This window comes from Acidiphilium sp. PM, from assembly GCF_000219295.1.
Lineage (GTDB): Bacteria > Pseudomonadota > Alphaproteobacteria > Acetobacterales > Acetobacteraceae > Acidiphilium > Acidiphilium multivorum.
The window spans coordinates 1-22,213 of sequence record NZ_AFPR01000065.1 but is presented as its reverse complement, the minus strand read 5'-3'; the positions used below and the strand labels follow the sequence as shown (position 1 = coordinate 22,213).

Annotated in this window: 16 protein-coding genes, 1 tRNA gene and 1 pseudogene; 8 read left to right on the top strand and 10 right to left on the bottom strand. The window is 66.8% G+C overall.

All coding sequences use genetic code 11. The annotated features are described in order from the left end of the window. Positions 1-800: pseudogene (locus APM_RS02325) on the bottom strand (hypothetical protein); the annotation flags it as partial. A gap of 276 nt (positions 801-1,076) precedes the next feature. Between APM_RS02325 and APM_RS02320 the strand changes: the two are divergent. Then, positions 1,077-1,700: a 2OG-Fe(II) oxygenase gene (locus tag APM_RS02320; protein ID WP_013639910.1), complete on the top strand. Its 624-nt coding sequence runs from the start codon at positions 1,077-1,079 to the stop codon at positions 1,698-1,700. After that, entirely contained in the window at positions 1,693-2,340 is a 648-nt protein-coding gene (locus APM_RS02315; RefSeq protein ID WP_007421747.1) for a 2OG-Fe(II) oxygenase, read from the top strand. Before APM_RS02320 ends, APM_RS02315 begins: the two co-directional genes overlap by 8 nt. A 3-nt stretch (positions 2,341-2,343) precedes the next feature. Here the strand turns inward: APM_RS02315 and APM_RS02310 are convergent, their stop codons facing one another. Beyond that, entirely contained in the window at positions 2,344-3,498 is a 1,155-nt protein-coding gene (locus APM_RS02310) for a 2-methylaconitate cis-trans isomerase PrpF family protein (protein ID WP_007421746.1), read from the bottom strand. Positions 3,499-3,502: 4 nt separating this feature from the next. Further along, positions 3,503-4,210, bottom strand: a complete 708-nt coding sequence (locus APM_RS02305) for a GntR family transcriptional regulator (protein WP_007421744.1) — start codon at positions 4,208-4,210, stop codon at positions 3,503-3,505. A 96-nt stretch (positions 4,211-4,306) separates the two neighbouring features. Between APM_RS02305 and APM_RS02300 the strand changes: the two genes are divergently transcribed. The 3 genes from APM_RS02300 to APM_RS02290 are packed head-to-tail and all read left to right on the top strand — an operon-like array spanning position 4,307 to position 8,228. Next, positions 4,307-5,674: an MmgE/PrpD family protein gene (locus APM_RS02300; protein WP_007421745.1), complete on the top strand. Its 1,368-nt coding sequence runs from the start codon at positions 4,307-4,309 to the stop codon at positions 5,672-5,674. A 60-nt stretch (positions 5,675-5,734) separates the two neighbouring features. Continuing rightward, positions 5,735-7,135 carry an MFS transporter gene (locus APM_RS02295; protein ID WP_007421743.1) on the top strand — a complete coding sequence of 467 codons (1,401 nt, stop codon included), beginning with the start codon at positions 5,735-5,737 and terminating at the stop codon, positions 7,133-7,135. 31 nt (positions 7,136-7,166) lie between these two features. Continuing rightward, positions 7,167-8,228 (top strand): isocitrate/isopropylmalate dehydrogenase family protein, encoded by a 1,062-nt coding sequence (locus APM_RS02290; protein WP_007421742.1) that lies wholly within the window; start codon positions 7,167-7,169, stop codon positions 8,226-8,228. 24 nt (positions 8,229-8,252) lie between these two features. Here APM_RS02290 and APM_RS02285 read toward each other — a convergent pair whose 3' ends face one another. The 7 genes from APM_RS02285 to APM_RS02255 all read right to left on the bottom strand — a co-directional run bounded on the left by APM_RS02285 (position 8,253) and on the right by APM_RS02255 (position 18,450). Beyond that, the gene (locus tag APM_RS02285) at positions 8,253-10,037 is read right to left on the bottom strand and encodes a glycoside hydrolase family 15 protein (RefSeq protein ID WP_007421741.1); all 1,785 of its coding nucleotides are present in this window, start codon (positions 10,035-10,037) and stop codon (positions 8,253-8,255) included. A gap of 15 nt (positions 10,038-10,052) precedes the next feature. Continuing rightward, positions 10,053-11,327 carry a ribose 5-phosphate isomerase A gene (gene rpiA, locus APM_RS02280; RefSeq protein WP_007421740.1) on the bottom strand — a complete coding sequence of 425 codons (1,275 nt, stop codon included), beginning with the start codon at positions 11,325-11,327 and terminating at the stop codon, positions 10,053-10,055. A 14-nt stretch (positions 11,328-11,341) separates the two neighbouring features. Continuing rightward, complete coding sequence (gene pgl / locus APM_RS02275; protein ID WP_013639917.1) at positions 11,342-12,079, bottom strand: 6-phosphogluconolactonase; 738 nt, start codon at positions 12,077-12,079, stop codon at positions 11,342-11,344. After that, positions 12,079-12,897, bottom strand: a complete 819-nt coding sequence (locus APM_RS02270; protein ID WP_007421738.1) for a Cof-type HAD-IIB family hydrolase — start codon at positions 12,895-12,897, stop codon at positions 12,079-12,081. The genes pgl and APM_RS02270 overlap by 1 nt, the downstream gene beginning before the upstream one ends. Continuing rightward, positions 12,894-14,498 carry a glucose-6-phosphate dehydrogenase gene (gene zwf / locus APM_RS02265; protein ID WP_039887581.1) on the bottom strand — a complete coding sequence of 535 codons (1,605 nt, stop codon included), beginning with the start codon at positions 14,496-14,498 and terminating at the stop codon, positions 12,894-12,896. Before zwf ends, APM_RS02270 begins: the two co-directional genes overlap by 4 nt. Continuing rightward, positions 14,495-15,499 (bottom strand): phosphogluconate dehydrogenase (NAD(+)-dependent, decarboxylating), encoded by a 1,005-nt coding sequence (gene gnd / locus APM_RS02260; RefSeq protein WP_007421736.1) that lies wholly within the window; start codon positions 15,497-15,499, stop codon positions 14,495-14,497. The genes zwf and gnd overlap by 4 nt, the downstream gene beginning before the upstream one ends. A gap of 119 nt (positions 15,500-15,618) precedes the next feature. Continuing rightward, positions 15,619-18,450, bottom strand: a complete 2,832-nt coding sequence (locus APM_RS02255; RefSeq protein ID WP_007421735.1) for a bifunctional transaldolase/phosoglucose isomerase — start codon at positions 18,448-18,450, stop codon at positions 15,619-15,621. A 265-nt stretch (positions 18,451-18,715) separates the two neighbouring features. Here APM_RS02255 and lepA point away from each other — a divergent pair, with 265 nt between their 5' ends. The 3 genes from lepA (at position 18,716) to APM_RS02240 (ending at position 22,025) form a co-directional block, all read left to right on the top strand. After that, positions 18,716-20,521: a translation elongation factor 4 gene (gene lepA, locus APM_RS02250; protein WP_007421734.1), complete on the top strand. Its 1,806-nt coding sequence runs from the start codon at positions 18,716-18,718 to the stop codon at positions 20,519-20,521. Positions 20,522-20,526: 5 nt separating this feature from the next. Next, on the top strand, positions 20,527-21,882 hold the full coding sequence (gene rmuC / locus APM_RS02245) for a DNA recombination protein RmuC (protein WP_007421733.1): 1,356 nt from the start codon (positions 20,527-20,529) through the stop codon (positions 21,880-21,882). Between the two features lie 53 nt (positions 21,883-21,935). Continuing rightward, a tRNA-Ser gene (locus APM_RS02240) sits at positions 21,936-22,025 on the top strand. Positions 22,026-22,213 lie beyond the last annotated feature (188 nt).

The window sequence follows — 22,213 nt, the reverse complement described above, 5'->3', positions numbered from 1 at the left end:
ACCTTGAGCTGAACCACCTGCCCGTTCGACAGCACGCCGACCTGAACCGGGGCATTGGGCTGCGGCGACGTGCTCAGCACATTGGCGCTGAGCAGCGGCGTCACGGTCGATGAACCGGTCGATGTGTTCAGAACCGTGACATCGGCGAGCGCGTTGGTGACGGGATCGACCGCGTCGGCGACGCCGGTGACCGTCGGCCCGACGACGGGCAGGCCGGTGAGGCCGCTGGTGGTCAGGGTCGAGCCGGTGCCGCTCAGCAGGTCGCCCGTCTGGGTCACCGTGCCGCCGAGACCGTCCACGATCGCGCCGAGCGGGCCACCCGTGGTCGAGCCGGTCGAGGACAGCTGGGTGCCGACCGTCGACACCGTATTGCCGAGCGTGGTGACGAGACCACCCGTCGCGTCGCCCGATACCGAACTGGTGGTGGCGATGGCGCCGGTCGCCGAGCCGCCGGAACTCGCGGTCGAACCGCCGCCCGAGCCGAGGCCGGAGCCGCCGGTCGAGCCGCCGCCCGCGCTCGCGGTGGAGCTGCCGGCAGCCCCGGTGACGGCGCCCGCCGCAGGCGAGGTCGCGCTGGACCCGAGCCGGCCAGCGCCAGCACGGAACCCAGGCAGACCGTGCAGAACAGAGCCGAAGATAACGTCTTGCGAATGGACGTGGACATTAAAAGAAACTCCTCGCGCGTGTTCAAATTCATCCTGACCCGCACCTGTTTCCGGGCGTTCGGATGGCGGGCGATGACATTTGAACTGCCACGCCCTGCAGGTGTGCTTACCATGACCGGCGGAAATTAGTTTCAATTTTAGCGACAATTAGCAAAAAAATTTCACTATCGCATTATTTGTCGGAACTTTATGTATCAACGGTTACTTCACGACGGTTTTCATCAACCAAGGATTGAAAATTTGACACAATGTTTGCGGTCGTTTGTCACCTTTCGGTTTCAGACTGCATGAATGACACAACTCACGATGGCACCTGGCGCGATGGCCGCCGCCGGCATGTGTTGATTCATGTCAATGAACCCGCCCGAGGGCCCGGCTAACCGGACGTCAAATCTGGCGGATGACGATTTCATGGCGATTCTCGATCTCGATGCCTTCCGGGCGACACCGCTCACCGAAGCCCCCTTCCAGTATCTGGTGACACCGCATTTCATTGCCCGGGAGCAGGCGCGGGCCGTGCTGCAGGACTTTCCCCGAATCGAGGTTCCGGGACTTCTGCCGCTCGAGGCGACCGATCCGGGGCCGTTGTTCCGGGCGCTGATCGACGAGCTCACGGGCAGGGAGATCACCGCCGCCGTTTCGGAGAAGTTCGGCGTCGATCTCACCGGGCGGCCGACCATGATCACCCTGCGCGGCCGCGCCCGCGAGCGCGACGGCCGCATCCATACCGACAGCGAGGCCAAGCTGATCACCGCCCTGCTCTATTTCAACGAGGCATGGGAAGCCGAAGGCGGCCGGCTGCGGCTGCTGCGCGGGCCGGACAATCTTGACGACATGCTGGCCGAGGTGCCGCCGCTGCTCGGCACGCTGGTGATGTTCCGCCGCTCGGACCGGTCGTTCCACGGCCACGAACCCTTCGTCGGCGTGCGCCGCTACGTGATGATCAACTGGATGACATCGAGCCTGACCGCACAGCGTGAACTGATGCGTCACCGGCTCTCGGCCCAGGCAAAGCGGGTGCTGAGCCATGTCTGACGCCGCCGCCTCGATCCGCCGCGCGCTGGCGGGGGCCGATGCCCGCACCGAACCCTACCGGCACTGGCTGCTCGCCGAGGTGCTGCCCGGCGAGGCCGTGAGCGCCATCCTCGCCCTGCCCTTTCCGCCGCCCGAGATCGGCGAGACGGCGGGACGGCGCGAGACGCACAATTCCACTCGCCGCTTCTTCGCGGCGGAGGAGCAGGCGCGGCATCCGGTCTGCGGGACGCTCGCGGCCGCGTGGCAGGCGCCGGACACGATCGCGGCGATCGAGGCGATGTGCGGCGTCGATCTCGGCGGCAGCCTGCTGAGGATCGAATACTGCCAGGACCGCGATGGATTCTGGCTCGAACCGCATACCGATATCGGCGCCAAGTTCTTCACCATGCTGGTCTATCTGGCCGATCCGCCGGCCGGCGAGGACTGGGGCACCGACATCTTCGCCTCGCCCGACGAATATGTCGGCTCGGCCCCGGCCCGTCGCAACGCGGGGCTGATCTTCATCCCCGGCGAAAACACCTGGCACGGGTTCCGCCAGCGGCCGATCAGCGGGGTGCGGCGCTCGCTGATCGTGAACTACGTGACACCGGACTGGCGCTCGCGCCACGAACTCGCCTTCCCCGACAAGCCGGTAGCGTAACCCCTACACGCGGGGGCCGACATGGAGCACCTCGCCCTGGAACAGCCGCCGCGCGGTCCGGAACACGGTGGCGTGCGAGACGCGGGGCCCGTCCGGCCCTGAGGACACGCCGGCGGCGACGAGGATCGCGCCGGAAGGATGGCCGACCCGCACCGGATCGGTCGCCTCGCCCGGCCGGACCAGGTCATGCGCCACGGTGCCGGGCAGCCGGCAGGCCACGGCGAGGCAGAGCGCGCCGGTCAGCGGCACCGCGCGATGCGGCTGGCCGGACGACATCATGCGCGCCAGAATGTCGACGCTCGCGGCCGTCTGCACCGCCCCTGACAGGACGGGCGCATCCGCCGGCGGCGCGAGAATGCCCACTTTCGGCACGCTGATGATCCGCGCCGCCGCCTCGAGATCGGCGGCCAGGCCCATCCGCACCGAAGCCGCGCGCCGCAGCGCCTCGATCCCGGCGATCAGCGCGGTGTCGCGCTCCATCGCCGCCGGCGTTTCGGTCGCGGTCATCCCGAGATCGGCGGCGGCGACCAGCACGCAGGGATTGGCGGCGTCGATCAGGGTGACGCGCAGCGGCCCGAGGCCCGGCACATCGAGCCGGTCCGTCAGGTTGCCGGTCGGCAGCAGGCGCCCGGTGCCGGCCCCGCCGGGATCGGTGAAATCGAGGCGGATCGGTGCCCCGGTGCCGGCGACGCCGTCGATCGCGAGGTCACCCGTCACCGCGGCGCGGCCATCTTCCATCGGGAACCGGGCGACGATGATCTTGCCGGTATTGGTGTTGTGGATGCGCACCACCGCCTCGTTCCCCGCAGGCGGGGCGACCAGCCCCTCATCCACCGCGAAGGGGCCGATCGCCGAGGACATGTTGCCGCAATTGCTGGCGTAGTCGACCTCCGGACGGTCGATCGCGACCTGCGCGAACGTGTAGTCGACATCGGCATCCGGCCGGCTCGGCGGTCCGACGACGCAGCATTTCGACAGCGAGGACACGCCGCCGCCCATGCCATCGAGCTGGCGCATCGCCGGGTCCGGCGAGCCCATCGCGGCGAGGAAGATCGGCGCCCAGTCCGCCCGATCGGCGGGGAGATCGCCGGCGCGGAAGATCAGCGCCTTCGAGGTGCCGCCGCGCATGAACACGGCGCGGATTGCCCGGAGCGCCACCGGATCAGCCCGATGCCGCCGGCGCGGCGGATGCCGGACCCGGGACCAGCGCCTGGCCGGTCAGCCGGCGATAGCCGTTCTCGACATGCGCGCGCATCGCCGCCGCCACACGGTCGGGATGGCGCGTCGCGAGGGCGGCGACGATCGCGCGGTGCTCCTCCTGCGAGCCGGCGCTGCCCTGTCCCTCGTCGAAATTGCGCCGGCGGAGCAGGTGCATCCGGTCGATCAGCTTTCGATAGAATTCGATCAGGGTCGCATTGCCGGTCAGCTCGACCAGGCGGTCGTGAAAGCCGATGTTCAACGGGAAATAGGCGGCCATGTCGCCGGCCCGCGCGGCATCGGCGAGGCGGGCGAGCCAGCCGTCGAGTTCGGAGAGGATCTCGCCGGTGACGCGCGGGGCGAGCTGGCGGCCGGCCATTTCATCGAGCGTCGCGCGCAGTTCGTAGAGTTCGTGCGCCTCGGGCTCGCGGATCTCGCGGACGAACACGCCGCGGTTCTTCTCCAGCCTGACAAGGCCGGCTTCCTCGAGCGCGCGGAATGCCTCGCGGATCGGCGCGCGGCTGACGTTGAAATGCTGGGCGAAGCTCTGTTCGCTCAGCTTGTCGCCGGCCACGAGGTCACCGCGCTTGATCAGGCCGATGATTTCTTCCCGCACCAGGTCGGCGACCGACCGGGTCTGGAGGATCCGCAGGTGGTTGAGGGGCGCGTTCATGGGTCCGTTATTGCCGTGCCGACGGGGTTTCGCCAAGAGGTTGCCATATTGTCGATTGTCGACAATACTACGATTCAACCACCAAGGAGGATCTGCATGCCCGACCACGCCCCACCAGCCGGCAAGGTGGTCCCCGTCACCCGCATCCTGGCGGAATACGCCGCCGCCGCATCGCCGGAGACGCTGCCGGCGCCGGTGCGCAAGGAAGCCGCCCGCACCTTCCTCAACTGGCTGGGTTGCGCGATCGGCGGCTGCCGCCACGAGGCCGTCGATGCCGCGATCGCGGCGCTTTCGCCGTTCGCCGGGCCGGGCCGCTCGGTCGTTGCCGGCCGCACCGAGCGCCTCGATCCGCTGAACGCCAGCCTGATCAACGGGATCAGCTCGCATGTCTTCGATTTCGACGACACCCATCTGCGCACCGTGATCCATCCCGCCGGGCCGGTCGCGAGCGCGTTGCTGGCCTATGCGGGCGTGCAGCCGATTTCGGGGCGCGATTTCGTCAATGCGCTGGTCGTCGGCATCGAGGCGGAGTGCCGGATCGGCAATGCCGTCTATCCCGAGCACTACGATGTCGGCTGGCATATCACCGGCTCGGTCGGCGCCTTCGGCGCGGCCGCCGCGATCGGGCGGATCCTCGGGCTCGACGGCGAGCGGATGGCATGGGCGCTCGGCATCGCGGCGAGCCAGCCGGTCGGGTTGCGCGAGATGTTCGGCAGCATGACCAAGAGTTTCCATCCCGGCCGCGCGGCGCAGAACGGCATGACGGCGGCCCTGCTCGCCGCGAAGGGCTATACGAGTTCGCCGCAGGCGCTGGAGGCGAAGCGGGGCTGGATGAACGTCCTCAGCACCCGGCACGACGCGCGCGAGATCACCGAAGGGCTGGGGTCACGGTTCGAGATCCTGGCCAACACCTACAAGCCGTTCGCCTGCGGCATCGTGATGCATCCGGTGATCGATGCCTGCATCCAGCTTCGCGAGGAGCACGGCGTGGACGCGGGAAGCGTCCGCTCGGTTGCGCTGCGCGTCCATCCGCTGGTGCTGGAACTGACCGGCAAGACCGCGCCGCAAAGCGGGCTCGAGGGCAAGTTCAGCATCTATCACGCCGCCGCGGTGGCGCTGACCGAAGGCGATGGCGGCGAGGCGCAGTTCAGCGACCGCGCCGTCAACGATCCGGCCATCGTGGCCCTGCGCGGCCGGGTGAACGCGACGGTCGACACCGCCATGCCGGCCGATGCGGCGCAGGTGGTGCTGACCCGCACCGACGGCACCACGACCGAGATCCGGATCGACCACGCGATCGGCAGCCTGGCGCGGCCGATGTCCGACCGCGACCTTGAACGCAAGTTCACCGGACTTGCCGCACCACACCTCGATGACGACGCGATCAGGCGGCTCATCGATCTCTGCTGGCGCCTCGAAGCGCTCGATGACGTCTCGCTCATTGCCGAGGCGGCAACCCGCTAGGGATTCCGCCTCTCGCGCCCGCGCAAAAGAACAACAAGGCTTGAACAGGAGGAAACGATCATGGAACAGGTTCTGGACAGGACGGCAGCGCGACATACCGTGCTGGCGCGCATCGACCGCCTGCCGCCATCGCGGCATCTGGTCGGGCTGGTCGGGCGTATCGCGGCCGGTGGCTGGTTCGAGTTCTATGAACTCTTCATGCCGGGCTTCATCTCGCTCGGCCTCGTGCGCGCAGGCATTTTCGTCGCGAAGCCCGGCAGCATGTTCGATCCGCACCTGTTCGCGAGCTTCCTGGCCAGCTTCTTCATCGGCATGCTGCTGAGCACGGCCGGGTTCGGCTTCATCTCCGACCGGTTCGGCCGGCGGGCGATCTTCGTCTATTCCATGGCCGTCTATTCGCTTGCGCAGCTGACCATCGCCTTCCTGTCGAACCCCGCGGCGATTGATGCCGCGCGCTTCGTCGCCGGCCTCGCGGTCGGGATGCAGCTCATCAACAATGACAGCTTTCTGACCGAGCTCACGCCCCGCGCGGCCCGCGGGCGCTACATGGCGGCGTCGTTCATCTTCGTGCTCACCGCGATACCGGTGGCGGCCTTCCTCGCGGCCATGCTGGTTCCCGCGGCGCCGTTCGGCATCGCCGGCTGGCGCTGGGTGGTGGCGATCGGCGCCCTCAGCGGCGTGGTGGTCATGTTCGTTCAGCGCGGGCTTCCGGAATCGCCGCGCTGGCTCGAAGTGCATGGCCGCTACGACGAGGCGGACCGCGTCGTCGCGGCGATCGAGGCGAGGATCGAGGCGGAAACCGGCAGGAAGCTGCCCGATCCCGTCGCCGATGTGCCCGACGCGACGGCCGCGAGCGGACACTGGAGCGAAATGTTTTCCTCCTTCTACCTGCCGCGCACGCTGATGATCTCGATCTTCCAGTTCGCGCAGACCATCGCGGTGTTCGGGTTTACCGCCTTCGTTCCGATGCTGCTGGTCAAACAGGGATTCACGATCATCCACTCGCTCTACTACACGACGATGATCGTCCTGCTCGCGCCGGTCGGCGCGATCTGCGGCACGATCTTCGCGGAACGGATCGAGCGCAAGTGGCAGCTCGTCGGCACGGCGGTGCTGATCGGCGTGAGCGGCATCGCATTTGTCCACGCGCATACGGTGGCGCTGGTGATCATCAGCGGCGCGCTGATCGCGCTCGGAAACAACTGGATGATCGCGATTTTCCATCCCTATGCGGCGGAGCTGTTTCCAACCCGCATCCGCGCGCGAGCCGTGGGCTTTACCTTCGCCTGGAGCCGCGTGAGTTCGATCTTCATCGGCTACTGGGTCGCCGACCTGCTGGCGGGATTCGGCCCGGCCGGGGTGTTCGTGATGATCGGCCTCGGCATGCTGGCGATCATCCTTTCGGTCGGCCTGTTCGGCCCGCGGACGAACGGGCAGAGCCTGGAAATCCTGTCTCCCTGAACCCAAAACTGCAAAGAAGGCAATCGAGATAATGAAGATCGGCATACTCAACGGCGACGATATCGGGCATGAAATCGTGCCGGAGGCTGTCAGGGTCATGCAGGCCGCCGCGGCCCGGACCGGGCTCGCGATCGAGTGGCAGGATATCCCGATCGGCCGGGCGGCGCTTGACAGCCTGGGTTCTACCCTGCCGGACGGAACCATCGAGCGGCTCGACGCCCTGGATGGGTGGCTGCTTGGCCCGATCGGGCACATGGCCTATCCGAAGATACCTGCGGCGATCAACCCGCATCCGCTGCTGCGCAAGCATTTCGACCTGTTCGCGAATATCAGGCCGGTGAAGTCCCATGCCGCGCTGCCCTGCCTGCATCAGGGCGTCGATCTCGTCATCGTCAGGGAAAACAACGAGGGCTTCCAGCCGGACCGCAACGTCGTCGCCGGCTCGGGCGAGTTTCGGCCAACGCCGGACGTGACGATCTCCGTGCGGGTCATCACCCGGAACGGGTCATCGAAAGTCGCGCGGGCGGCATTCGAACTGGCACGGGCGCGCCGCCGGCATCTGACCGCCGTGCACAAGGACACTGTGTTCAAGCTCGGTTGCGGCATGTTCGCCGAGGAATGTCGCAGGCTGGCGGCGGAATATCCCGATGTGACCTATGACGAGGCAATCGTCGACACGTTTGCGATGCGCCTGGTGATGACCCCGCAGCGCTACGACGTCGTCGTGACCACGAACATGTTCGGCGACATCCTGACCGACGAGGCCGCCGGCCTGGTCGGCGGTCTCGGGATGGCGGCAGGCCTGTGCGCCGGGCCGCGCCATGCGATGGCGCAGGCGACACACGGTTCCGCACCTGACATCGCAGGGCGCGGGATCGCCAATCCCTATGCAATGATCATGTCAGGCCAGATGCTGCTCGACTGGCTCGGCCGCCGCCATGCCGAACCCGCGGCAACAGCCGCGGCGCGCCTGATCGAGCAGGCCGTGGCAAACGTGATCGAGGGGCGCCGCGCGCTGACCCCCGATCTGGGAGGTCAGGGGACGACCGCAGGCATGGGCTCGGCGATTATCGAGGCGATGACCGAGAGTTGAGCACGCGCCCGGGGGGCGGGCGCGCTATCCGGCGTCCTGCCCCTCCTCGCTCAGGCGGAGCGCTGCGTTCACGAGCGCAACATGCGTGAATGCCTGGGGGAAATTGCCGATCTGTCGCCGGTTGACCGTGTCGTACTCCTCGGCGAACAATCCCACGTCGTTGCGCAACGCCACCAGCTTTTCGAACAGGGCTTCGGCATCCGCGCGCCGGCCCATCATCACGTAATTGTCGACCAGCCAGAAACTGCACGCGAGAAAGACACCTTCATTGCCGGTCAATCCATCCTTTCCTGTTTCGGTGTCATAACGGCGCACGAATCCATCTTGCAGAAGATACCGTTCGATCGCGGCGACGGTGCCAATGATGCGCGGATCGTCGGGCGGTAGAAAGCCGACGATCGGCAGCAGCAGCAGGCTCGCATCCAGCGCCTTCGAGCCATAGGCCTGAACGAAGCTGTTCATCTCCGCGTCGAAGCCGTTCTGGCAGACCTGATCGTGAATCTGCTGGCGGATCGCGCGCCAGTGTTCGACCGGACCGTCGTAGCCGTAATCCTCGACGGAGCGGATCGCCCGGTCGAACGCGACCCAGGCCATCACCTTGGAGTGGACGAATTGCTGGCGGCCGCCACGCACTTCCCAGATACCCTCGTCCGGCTCGGCCCAGATCTTCTCCAGGGTTTCAAGCAGGACGAGACGGATGTTCCAGCTGTTCTCATCCCGCCGCACCCCGCCGACATGTGCCTGATAGAGAGCGTTCATCAGCTCACCGAAGACGTCGAGCTGACGCTGGCCCGCGGCCGCATTGCCGGCACGGACCGGCTTTGAACCTTCATAGCCTGGCAACCAGTCGATCTCGCGTTCGGTCAGAAGGCGCTCGCCGGCCACGCCATACATGATCTGGATGTCCTCGGCACCACCGGCGATCGCACGATCGAGCCAGCGCGACCACGCATGTGCCTCGTCCCGGTGCCCCGCATTCATCAGCGCCTGGAGTGTGAAACTCGCATCGCGCAGCCAGCAGAACCGGTAATCCCAGTTGCGCTCGCCGCCGAGTTGCTCGGGCAGCGAAGACGTCGCCGCCGCTATGATTCCGCCGGTTTCCCAATGTGTCAGCGCCTTGAGCGTGATGAGCGACCGCCGCACGATTTCGGCCCAGCGCCCACGGACCGGCGCGCGCTGCGCCCAGCTGCGCCAGCGCTCCGATGCCTGCTCAATTCCCATTTTCATATCGAAACGATGTGGCACCCGCTTGTGCGAGGGCAACCATTCGAGGCCGAACAGGAACTCCTCACCCGCCTCGATTGTGAATTGCGCTTCCGTGTGCTGATTGCGGCCGGTCATCGGCACGTCGCCCCAGACCACGACCATGTCGGGTCCGGCGACCGCCACGAAACCTTCATGGCCGGGCAGCCGCTGCACCCAGGGTACGACGCGGCCGAAGCCGAATCTGAACACGATGTCCAGCCGCATCTCCACTCGTCCGGACAGGCCGCTCACCATGCGGACCAGCCGCGTGGTGTCATGCGGGTGGGGGACCATGCAGTCGGTCACCCGCACCACGCCGTCATCGGTATGAAAGTCGGTTTCAAGCACAAGGGTCTCGGGGCGGTAACGCCGCTCCACCCGCAGGGGCGATGCAGCCGGTGCGATCAGCCACCGCCCGTTCTCGCGCGTTCCAAGCAGCGACGCGAAGCACGGATCGGAATCGAACCGTGGCAGACAGAGAAAATCGATCGAGCCGTCCTTGCCGACAAGGGCCGCTGTCTGCCGGTCTCCGATGATTGCGTAATCCTCGATTCTCAGGCTCATCGCGCCCTCCCCTCGCTAGTTTGCTGAAACCTGGCCAGCCTGCAGCGACCGCATGATGCTCCGCACGATGCCGACGGGAGACTCATCGATCGAGACGACAATCGCATCCTCTCCGGCCTGCGGCGGCTCGAGCGCGGCGAGCTGGCTGTCGAGCAGGGATGCCGGCATGAAGTGACCGCGCCGTGCGGCGATGCGCGCGGCCAGCAGATCGCGCGATCCATCGAGATGCACCAGCGTGAACGGGCCAGCACCGCCGCGCACCAGATCGCGATAACGCCGCGTCAGAAGCGAGCTGACAATGACGCCGCCGCATCGTCTCGTCCGCCATTCCGCAAGGCGCATGGCGATGCGATGCAGCCAGGGCATCCTGTCTTCATCGTCGAGCGGGCGGCCGGAGCGCATTTTCTCACGGTTCGACTCCGGATGCAGATCGTCGCCATCGCAGAACGGCACGCCCAGAAGTTCCGCCAGCAAAAGCCCGATCGTGGATTTGCCGGATGCGGAAACACCCATCACGGCGATCAGTGGCGGAATGTTCGGCTTCGGCAGGCCGAGGCAACGCAGCGTGGCCGCGGCGGGTGCGAGGCCGGCCGCGGAGACCGCGTCGCCATCGAACTGGCGGGTCGAGCCATCGGGATAGCCAATGATCGCGCAGGCGGAACCCGACAGGAAGAGGCCGGTGCCGACAACGCCGGCAATCGAGCGGAGGGCAGACTCGACGGCTTCGGGAACGATGCCTTTCGGCATCGTGCAATCGGCAATGAAGTGGCCGCCATCCGAAACGAAGGGACTGCCGGCATTCGCGCGCAGAACGGGCGCAAGATCCAGTTCGGCGAGCCTGGCACAGGTGCGGTCCGCGCCATGGCGGACGATCTCGACTGGCAGTTTCGAATGCGCGCCGAGCCGTGTCACCAGCTTGCTCCGGTCGGCGATGACGACAAAGCGCCGTGCCGATTGCGCCACCAGCTTTTCCCGCAGCAGGGCACCACCCAGCCCCTTGATCAGGCGGAGCGTTCCGAACTCCACCTCATCGGCTCCGTCAACCGCAAGGTCGAGGGAACCATCGAGCGGCACGAGGCGCAGGCCGAGGAACTCCGCCCTGGCTGCCGTGAGATCGGATGTCGCGACGCATTCGATGTCGAGCCCTTCGGCGCGGACGCGCGCGCCGAGCTGATCGATGAAATGGGCGGCGGTCGACCCCGTGCCGAGGCCCACGCGCATTCCGGATTCGACGAGGCCGACGGCCAGCCGCGCGGCCGCACGCTTGCCATTTTCGAAATCGGTTCCCATGCGATTTGCCCCCTTCAGTCTGCCCATCGTCCGGCGGCATCGCGATCCGCGAGCCAGATCAGGCGTCCGACCGGCCTGAGGCGGGCGGCGGGCACGTCACGATCCGAACCGCTCAGGACGCGATCGAGCATGTCGCGCTTGCCGGCGCCGGAGACGAGAAACACCACGACCCGCGCGCTTTCGAGGATCGGGTAGGTCAGCGTGACGCGCGCTTCCGGGCGTCCCTTGGTCACCGGAATCACCCAGCGTTGCCGTTCACCGAGCAGATCGTCCTGACCGGGCAGAAGTGACGCGGTATGACCGTCATCGCCCATGCCAAGCAGGCATAGATCAAAGAATGGCCTCGAAGGATCGAGAGTCGCTGCGCCATGGACCTCGGCCAGATCCCGCTGATATGCCGCGGCGGCCTGATCGACCGTCATCCCGTCGAACGGCACCTGATGCAGGCGGGGCGCCGCCGGCAGATGCGCGGTCAGGGCGTCGCGGATCATCCTGACATTGCTCTTGTCGTCATCCGGCGCGACGAAACGCTCATCGCCGAGAACGAGATCGATGCGTGTCCAGTCGATGCTGTCGCGCCAGGGCGCAGCGGCCAGCCGTTCGTACAATGCCCGCGGCGTCGATCCGCCGGCGAGGCCGGCCACGAACCGGCCGCGCGCGGCGGCGGCCTCTTCCGCAAAGAGGCGCGCTCCGTATTCGGCGAAGGCTTTCGCATCGGGCACGACGACGAGTTCGCCACGCACAGGTTTCATCAGCGTCTCCCCTCGAGCACGAAGCGCATCATCGCTTCGGCAAAGCCATCTTCCTCATTGCCGCGTGTGGCATGATCCGCCTTCCGCTTGACACTGTCATCGGCATTGCCCATCGCGATGGAAAGGCCGCTGCGGGCAAACATGGCAACATCGTTCGGCATGTCGCCGATGGTCGCGATACGCTCGTGCGGGATGCCGAGCTCGCTCGATATCGCATCCACCACCGCACCCTTGTTCGCATGTGCGCTGGTGATATCGAGATAATAGGGCTGCGAGCAGTCCGCCGTCACGCCGTCACCGAACGCCTTGTGCGCGGCGGCAAGGCAGGATTTCATACGCTCGGCGTCATCGGTCACCCCGACGATCTTCACGACGCCATGAAGAGACGATACATCGTAGCGCTCGACGGTCTCCGGCTCGAACGCGACGGTACGCTGTTCGCGATCGACATGCGGCGCCGCGGCATCGCGGACCAGCCAGCGATCATGCGTGTAGACCCAGGCATCGAGGCCATGGTCATCGAGCAGATCGATGGCCTTGCCGATCACGTCGTCCTGCAGGTCGTGCGAGGCGACGACGCGGCTGAAATCGGGGGCCATCATCACGCCGCCGTTGAACCCGGCCAGCGGCGTGTCGATGGCGAGCGGTTCGCTCAGCATCCGCATGCCGCGCGGCGGCCGCCCGCTGGTGATCGCGAAGCGGATGCCCGCCTCGCGAAGCGCATCGACCGCCTGCTTCGTCGCCGCCGTCAGGCGCTTGTCATTGGTGACCAGGGTGCCATCGACATCGGCAATCACGAGATCGACCGCGCGGCTCATTGCCCGCTCTCCGCCGGATCGAGCGCGACCGGTCGCCAGCGCCGCGTCGGCTCATCATCCGCAAGCAGCTTGTCCGCCGCATCCGGTCCCGCGCTGCCGCTGCGGTAGTTCGGGAAATCGGCGGCTCGGTCTCTGCCCCAGGCGTCCAGAACACGGCCGACCACACGCCACGTCTCCTCGACCATGTCTGCCCGCTGGAACAGGGTCTGATCGCCGATCATGCAATCATACAGAAGGGTTTCGTAGCCGACGTTCGGTTCCGGTTCGAAACGGTCACGATATCTGAACTGCATCCGGGCGGGCGCCAGCCGCATGGTCTGGCCGGGTTGCTTCACCTCGAACTCGATGGCGATGCCTTCATCGGGCTGGATACGCAGAACCAGCCAGTTCGGCGGCAGGCCATCGAGCGATGCGCCCTGGAACGGCGCCAGCGGCTGCTTGCGGAAGCGGATGGCGATTTCGGTCATCCGCTCGGAAAGATGCTTGCCGGTGCGAATGTAGAACGGCACGCCGGCCCAGCGCCAGTTGTCGATGGCAAGCCGCAACGCGACATAGGTTTCGGTATTCGAGTCCGCAGCAACACCTGGCTCCTCGCGATAGCCGCGCGCTGACTGGCCGGACACCTCGCCCGCGCCATACTGGCCACGCACGGCATCCTCCGGACGCAAGGTGCGGATGGCGGAGAAGAGTTCCAGCTTCTTGTCGCGGATCGCCTCGGCCCGCACACCAACCGGCGGTTCCATCGCCACCATGGCGACGAGCTGGAAGACGTGGTTCGGCACCATGTCGCGCAACGCGCCGGCCTGCTCGTAGAATTTCGCCCGTCCCTCGACGCCGACCGTCTCGGCGACGGTGATCTGCACATGGTCGATTCGATCGCGATTCCAGAGCGGATCAAAGATTCCGTTGCCGAACCGCAACGCCATGATGTTCTGAACGGTTTCCTTGCCAAGAAAATGGTCGATCCGGTAGATCTGCCGCTCGTCGACCACGCTCAGAAGCTGCCGGTTCAGGTCCTGAGCCGATGCAAGGTCGTGGCCGAACGGCTTTTCGATGATGATCCGCCGCCACGTCCCCCCGCCCGACTCATCCTCGGTCACGAGGCCGGCCTTGCCCAGATGCTCGACGATCGGTGCGAAGAACCGGTCGGCCACCGCAAGGTAGAACAGCCGGTTGCCGCCCGTGCCTTGCGAATTTTCGATCGCTTCGAGGCGGGACTTCAGGGTTTCGTAGAATTCGTCCCTGGTGAAATCACCCTGAACGTAATCGGCATGCGCCGTCAGGCGATCCCATGCGGCGTCGTCAACTTGCTTGATCTGGTCTTCGGCTTCCGGATCGCCGACGAAGCTCTCCAGCATCTCGCGCAGCGAGCCGGTCCAGTGCTTTGCGTCGAGGTCGGCGATATCGGCGCCAAGCAGGCCGAACTTCTCGGGCACCAGGCCGGTATTCGCAAGATTGTAGAGCGCCGGCACCAGCAGCCGCTTGGTCAGATCCCCCGCGGCACCGAAAATCACGACGCTGCAAGGGCCCGCGGGGGAGGCCGAGGCGGCGCCGGAGGATCCGGCCTCTGACCGGAGCGGGTGTTTTGCCAGCGGGTTCATGCGCCACCTCCCTGCTTGGCAGCAGCCGGTCCCTGCTCGACATGACCGCCGAAGCCCTGTCGCATGGCAGACAGGATCTTCTCGCCGAACGTATGATCGAGCCGGGAGCGGAACCGCGCATAGAGTGCGGCGGTGAGCACATCGGCCGGAACCGCCTCCTCGATCGCGGCGTTGATCGTCCAGCGTCCCTCGCCGGAATCCTCGACATAGCCGCTGTAGTCGGAAAGCGCCCCGTCGCGCGCCAGTGCCGCGGCGGTCAGGTCGAGCAGCCAGGACGAGATCACGCTGCCGCGCCGCCACACCTCGGCAATGTCGGCGACATCGAGGTCGTAGCGTTCGGCTTCGGGCAACGCATCGGCGCAGCGGTTGCGCAGGATCGCGAAGCCTTCCGCATAGGCCTGCATCAACCCGTATTCGATGCCGTTGTGCACCATCTTCACGAAATGCCCGGCGCCGTTCGGGCCGGCATGGATGTAGCCAAGCTCGGCACGCTCGTCCCGTCCCTCGCGCCCCGGCGTCGGTTCGATTTCCCCACGCCCCGGCGCCAGGGTTCGAAACACGGGGTCGAGCCGCCGGACGATGGCGTCGTCGCCCCCGATCATCATGCAGTAGCCGCGTTCGAGCCCCCAGACTCCGCCCGAGGTACCGACATCGACGAAATGGATGCCCTTGCGTTTCAACCGCGCGGCATGGGCGATATCGTCGCGATAGAAGCTGTTGCCGCCATCGATGACCACGTCATCCCGCCCGAGAAGGTCGCCGAGCGCGTCGACGGTCTCGCTCGTCACCTGCCCGGCCGGAAGCATCACCCAGACCGAACGCGGTGGCTCCAGAGCCTTCACGAGGCCTGCGAGATCGCGCACGCCGGTCGCCCCTTCCTTCTCGAGCTTTTCGACGGATTCTGCCGATTTGTCGAAAACCACACAGTCGTGGCCGTCTCGCATCAGCCGGCGGACAATGTTGGCGCCCATCCGGCCAAGGCCGATCACACCAATCTTCATGGCTCTGTCTCCGTTCCTGTTGCCGCGCCATGCCGCTGACGGTCCCACGACGCGGGGCCGCCGGGCATGACGCTCGTCAATGGTCTCCGGTCGGGCGCGGAGCTGCGCGCCCGCAAGATTCAGGCGAAGGCGTGGTCGATGGCCTTCTCCAGTTCGGCGAGCCCCGCGTCCACCTCGGCAAGGTGAACGCGGATGGCCCGGCGTTCGCGTTCGACGAGAACGCCGAGATCTCCCTCCGCCTGCGCCCCCTTCACTTGGCCGAAACTGTAGCGGTGGCCGGGCACGGGGAAATCCGCCGCGTCATCGGCAGTGATCTGCAGGAAGACGCCGCTGTTCGGCCCACCCTTGTAGGCCTGCCCGGTGGAGTGCAGGAAGCGCGGGCCGAAGCCGACACAGGTCGCGACCTTGCGGGCATCGCGCAACCGCAGGCGAATCGCCTCCAGCTTCGCCTCGTGCGCCCGCGTGTGTTCGATATAGGCGAGCAGGCCGATATAGTCGCCCGCGTGGGCGCGCTGGAAATGGTGCTTCAGCCAGGCCGACAAAGTGTTGTGACGGCCGAGCGCCTCGGCGTTCGCCGGGTCGGCGTAGACGGCGATGCCGTTCTCGCGGAACACCGGATCGGGCGAGGCGACCGGTGCGCCCTTCTCATAGGCATCGGTCAGGGCGCGGGTCTTGATCTTGCTCGCCTCGACGTCGGGCTGGTCGAACGGGTTGATGCCGATGATGGCGCCGGCGACCGCGGTCGCCATCTCCCAGCGGAAGAATTCCTGACCGATCTGGGCGACGTCATCGAGCACGATCCGCACCACCGGATGCCCCGCTTTCGCGAGTGCTGCGAGCTTCGCATCCTGAGCCTTGTCCTCATCGCCCTTGAGCACGAGCTGCGCGAAGACCCGGTCCTTGCCATAGGCGGCGGGCTCGCCGAGCGCCTCGCCATCCACGGGGATGAGTCCGCGCCCCTGCTTGCCGGTCGATTCCGCGATGAGCTGTTCGAGCCAGGCGCCGAGACCGGCAATGCGCGGCGAGGTCACGATGGTCACCTTGTCGCGGCCGAACCGCGTCGCCGCGGTGCCGAGGAGAAGGCCGAGCCGCACGCCGGGATTGCGATCCGCCGGCACGCTCGCGGCGCAGGAGGCGACCATGTGGGAGGTCCGGACCAGGAAGTCCGACACGTCGATCCCCATCGCCGCCGCCGGCACCAGGCCAAACTTCGACAGCACGGAATAGCGCCCGCCGATCGACTTCACGCCATGGAAGAGATGCGCGAAACGCTCGTGCTTCGCGACCTGTTCGAGCGAGGAGCCCGGATCGGTCACCGCGGTGAAGTGCCGCGACCACGCCGCCTCGCCCACGGTCTCGATCATGCGGGCGCGGAAATGCGCGAGCATGATGTTCGGCTCCAGCGTGCTGCCCGACTTCGACGAGACGATGAACATCGTCTTCGCCAGATCGAGCTTCCGCTCCAGCGCGCGGATCTGGGCGGGATCGGTGCTGTCGAGCATGTGGAAGTGCGGCCAGCCGGCCTGACGGCCGAAACTGGTGGCGAGAACTTCAGGCCCGAGGCTCGATCCGCCCATGCCGAGCAGGGCGACATGGGTGAAGCCGCCCTCGCGGATCGCGTTGGCGAAGCGCACCAGCGTGCCGACATGGGCGTGCTCCTGCCCGACGATGTCGAGCCAGCCGAGCCAGTCGGCTTCGTCGGCGCCGGTCCAGACCGCGGCGTCGCCGGCCCAGAGCCGCCGGACCACGCCATCCGCCCGCCAGCCGGCGGCTGCCTCGTTCACGGCGTGGGCGATATCCTCGGGCGCCTCGATGCGCGCGGCGTTCACCGTGACCAGCGCCTCGCGCTTTTCGGCGACCGCACCGAGCAGCTTGTCGAACGCCTCGGCGAACTGGCGCACGCCATCCTCGACCAGGTCATGGGTGACGGTCGCGAGCGAAATGCCCTGCTCCTCGATCGCATGCAGCGCGGCATAGGCGCCCTCGATATCCTGTTCGACGGCGTCATGCACGACCGAGCCGTGGTCGCGGAACGCGTCCATCGTGGCCGGCGGCATCGTGTTCACCGTGTCGCGGCCGATCAGCCGTTCGACGTAGAGCGTGTCCGGATAGTCGGGATTCTTGACGCCGGTCGAGGCCCAGAGAAGGCGCTGCACCTGCGCGCCCTTCGCGACCAGCGCCTCCCACGCCTTGCCCGCGAAAATCCTGCGGAAGCTCTCGTAGGCGAGCTTGGCATTCGCGATCGCGGCCTGGCCGAGCAGCGGCTGCAGGATGCCGGCCGGGCCGCCGGCATCGATCCTCGCCTGCAATTCACGGTCGATCACGGTGTCGATCCGGCTGACGAAGAAGCTCGCGACGCTCGCCACCTTCGACACGTCGCCGCCCTTTGCCGCATAATCCTCAAGGCCGGCGATATAGGCCTGCGCCACCGCCTCGTAGCGGGGCACCGCGAACAGCAGGGTGACGTTGATCGACAGCCCCTCGCCGATCAGGGTGTGGATCGCGGGGATTCCGGCCGAGGTCGCCGGCACCTTGATCATCAGGTTCGGGCGGTCGACCGCGGCCCACAGGCGACGCGCCTCGTCGATCGTGCCCTGGGTGTCGTTCGCGAGGTAGGGCGAGACCTCGAGGCTGATGAAGCCGTCGCGACCGCCGGTTTCGCGATGGACCGGCGCCAGCGCGTCCGCCGCGGCCTGGATGTCGGCGATGGCCAGGTGTTCGTAGATCTCCATTGGCGCGCAGTCGCGCTCGCGGACGAAGCGCTGGAACGCCTCCCCGTATTCCGGCGCATGGGCGATCGCCTTCTCGAAGATCGCCGGATTGGAGGTGACCCCCTTGAGCCCGTCGCGCGCGACCATGGTGGCGAGTTCTCCCCCCTCGATCAGGCCGCGCTGGACGAAGTCGAGCCAGGGCGCCTGCCCGGCTTCAGCGAGTTGTTTCAGGGGGTTCATGCGGATCTCCTCAACGCAGGTCGTGATGGACGACGGTCCGGTGCCGGAGCAGGCTTATCGGCTGTTTGCCGATCCTGTCGAGAGATGGGAAAGCCCGCCGCCGATGTCACGTCCCGTCTCGGCTTGTCACCGTTCTGTGACTGAAGGCAGGTTTGGCGCAACCGATCGTTCTTTTCAATGGTACGATGGACCCGACATATCGAAGCGGGGCCGCCTTCCGCGCAATGAAGCTGACATTCGCCCCGATCTCGATTAAACAGCGCGCATGACCTCGACCCCCACCGAACTGATCCGCAACTTCTCGATCATCGCCCATATCGACCACGGCAAGTCGACCCTGGCCGACCGGCTGATCCAGACCACCGGCGCGCTCTCCGCCCGCGAGATGACCGAGCAGGTGCTCGACAACATGGACATCGAGAAGGAGCGCGGGATCACCATCAAGGCGCAGACCGTGCGCCTCAACTACAAGGCGAAGGACGGCAAGACCTATGTCCTGAACCTGATGGACACGCCCGGCCATGTCGACTTCGCCTATGAGGTGAGCCGCTCGCTCGCCGCCTGCGAGGGCTCGCTGCTGGTGGTCGACGCCTCGCAGGGCGTGGAGGCGCAGACGCTGGCGAACGTGTACCAGGCGATCGACGCCAATCACGAGATCGTCCCCGTGCTCAACAAGATCGACCTGCCGGCCGCCGAACCCGAGCGGGTGAAGCAGCAGATCGAGGACGTGATCGGGCTCGATGCGTCGGACGCGGTGGAAATATCCGCCAAGACCGGCCTCAACATCGAGGCGGTGCTGGAGGCGCTCGTCACCCGCCTGCCGCCGCCGAAGGGCGACGAGACGGCGCCGCTCAAGGCCATGCTGGTCGACAGCTGGTATGACTCCTATCTCGGCGTCATCATCCTGGTCCGCGTGCGCGACGGGCGGCTGCGCAAGGGCCAGCGCGTCCGCATGATGTCGACCGGCGCGGTCCACACCATCGACCAGGTCGGCACCTTCTCGCCCAAGCTCACCCCGCAGAGCGATCTCGGCCCCGGCGAGATCGGCTACATCACCGCCGCCATCAAGACGGTGGCCGACTGCAACGTGGGCGACACGATCACCGACGACCGCGCCCCCGCCACCGAACCCCTGCCCGGCTTCAAGCCGTCGATCCCGGTGGTCTGGTGCGGGCTCTACCCGGTCGATGCCGACGATTTCGAGAAGCTGCGCGACAGCCTCGCCAAGCTGCGGCTCAATGATGCGAGCTTCCATTACGAGGCCGAGACCTCGGCGGCGCTCGGCTTCGGCTTCCGCTGCGGCTTTCTCGGTCTGCTGCATCTCGAGATCATCCAGGAGCGCCTGTCGCGCGAATTCGATCTCGACCTGATCGCGACGGCCCCTTCGGTGGTCTACCGGCTCTACAAGACCAGCGGCGAGATGATGGAGCTGCACAACCCGGCCGACATGCCGGACGGCTCGGTCATCGACCATATCGAGGAGCCCTGGATCCGCGCGACCATCATGGTGCCGGACGACTATCTCGGCGCCGTCCTCACCCTCTGCAACGAGCGCCGCGGCCAGCAGGTCGACCTCACCTATGTCGGCAACCGCGCCATGGCGGTCTACCGGCTGCCGCTCAACGAGGTGGTGTTCGACTTCTATGACCGGCTGAAATCGGTCAGCCGCGGCTATGCCAGCTTCGACTACCAGATGGACGACTATGTCGAGGGCGACCTCGTGAAGATCTCCATCCTGGTCAACCAGGAGCCGGTGGACGCGCTGGCCTTCATCGCCCATCGCTCCGTCGCCGACACCCGCGGCCGCGCGATCTGCGCCAAGCTGAAGGACCTGATCCCCCGGCAGCTCTTCAAGATCGCCATCCAGGCGGCGATCGGCGGCCGGGTGATCGCCCGCGAAACCCTCGGCGCGCTGTCGAAGGACGTCACCGCCAAGTGCTATGGCGGCGACATCAGCCGCAAGCGCAAGCTGCTGGAGAAGCAGAAGGAGGGCAAGAAGCGGATGCGCCAGTTCGGCAAGGTCGAAATCCCGCAGACCGCCTTCCTCGCGGCGCTGAAGATGGACGCCTGAGCCCAGTGCTCGCCGCCGCCATCGCCGCCACCATCGCCGCCCTTGGCGCCGCGATCCTCGTCGTCCTCGCGCTCCTGCAATCCCGCCAGATCGCCACCCTGCGCGGCGAGATCGCCGAACAGTCCCGCGCCGGGCTGCGCGAGGCGTTCGACCGGGTGCAGGAGGGCGCGCGGGCGCAGGGCGAGCAGCTCGCGCGGCTGCACGGCGCGATGAGCGAATTGTCGCTCCTGCTCGCCGGCAAGCTGGCCGAGGCGGAATCGGCGGCACAGGCCGGCCGCGCCCAGGGGCTCAGCGAGACCATGGCCGCGATCGCCCGGCTGACCGAGAGCCAGACGCTGCTCGCCGATCGCATGAACCGCGATCTCGCCGGCGTCTCGCTGGCCCTGCGCGAGGGGCAGGAGGCGCTGCGCGGCCGCGTCGAGCAGAAGCTCGATGAAATCCGCACCGGCAACGAGGCCAAGCTCGACGCGATGCGCGCCGCGGTGGACGAGAAGCTGCAATCAGCACTGGAGCAGAAGATCGGCGAGAGCTTCCAGCGCGTGGCCGAGCAGTTCGCCCAGGTGCAGCAGGCGATCGGCCAGGTGCAGTCGGTCGCCACCCAGGTGGGCGATCTCAAGCGGCTGTTCGCCAACGTGAAATCGCGCGGCGGCTGGGGCGAGGCGCAGATCCGCCAGACGCTGGACGACACGCTGCCGCCCGGCACGTTCGAAGCCAATTTCCGGGCCGATCCGAACGGCGCCGAGGCGGTGGAATTCGCGCTGCGCATGCCGGTGCGCGAGGGGGATCAGCCGGTCTGGCTGCCGATCGACGCGAAATTTCCGACCGAGGATTACGACCGCCTGCTGCTCGCCGCCGAGGCGGGCGACCGCGATGGCGAAACCCAGGCGCTGCGGGCGCTGAGCGCCCGCATCCGCGACGAGGCGAAGAAGATCGCCCAGAAATACATCCGCCCCCCGCGCACTACGGATATCGCGATCCTGTATCTGCCGAGCGAAGGCCTGTTCGCCGAGGTCGCCCGGATTCCAGGCCTGGTCGAGCAGGTGCAGCGCGAGCACCGGGTGCTGATCCAGAGCCCGAGCCTGTTGCCCGCCTTGCTGCACACGATCCGGGTTGGCCATTTCACCGTCCAGCTCGAGCGCCGCGCCGGCGAAATCGGCCGCATCCTCTCGGCGGTGAAGCTCGAATGGGGCAAGCTCGGCGAGAGCATCGAGGCGCTGGCGAAACGAGCCGAACAGCTCTCGAAAGGGATCGACAGCACCCAGGTCCGCATCCGCGCCGTCGGCCGCAAGCTGCGCGACATCGACGAGCTCGACCCCACCGAAAGCCCCGCCCTGCTCGGCCTCGACACCGCCGAGGAATAACGCTGCCCCCCGCTTGAGCCCGGCGCGGTTGTTGGCTATGAAGCCGCTGCGCCGGAGGGATGGCCGAGCGGTCGAAGGCGCACGCTTGGAAAGCGTGTGTGCGTGAAAACGTACCGTGGGTTCGAATCCCACTCCCTCCGCCAGTTTCACTTTTCACGCGATCTCAATCAGTCTCAACCACCTGAAATCTCTTCACTTTCCTCCGCGACGGTGTCCTAATCCGTCTCACGAGATACCCCTCAATCCCGGGGCACTTCGGGGTCGGATGTGGGGTATGGGACAGGAGGCAGGGGTATGCTCACTGACATCGCCGTCCGCAAGGCGCAGGTCC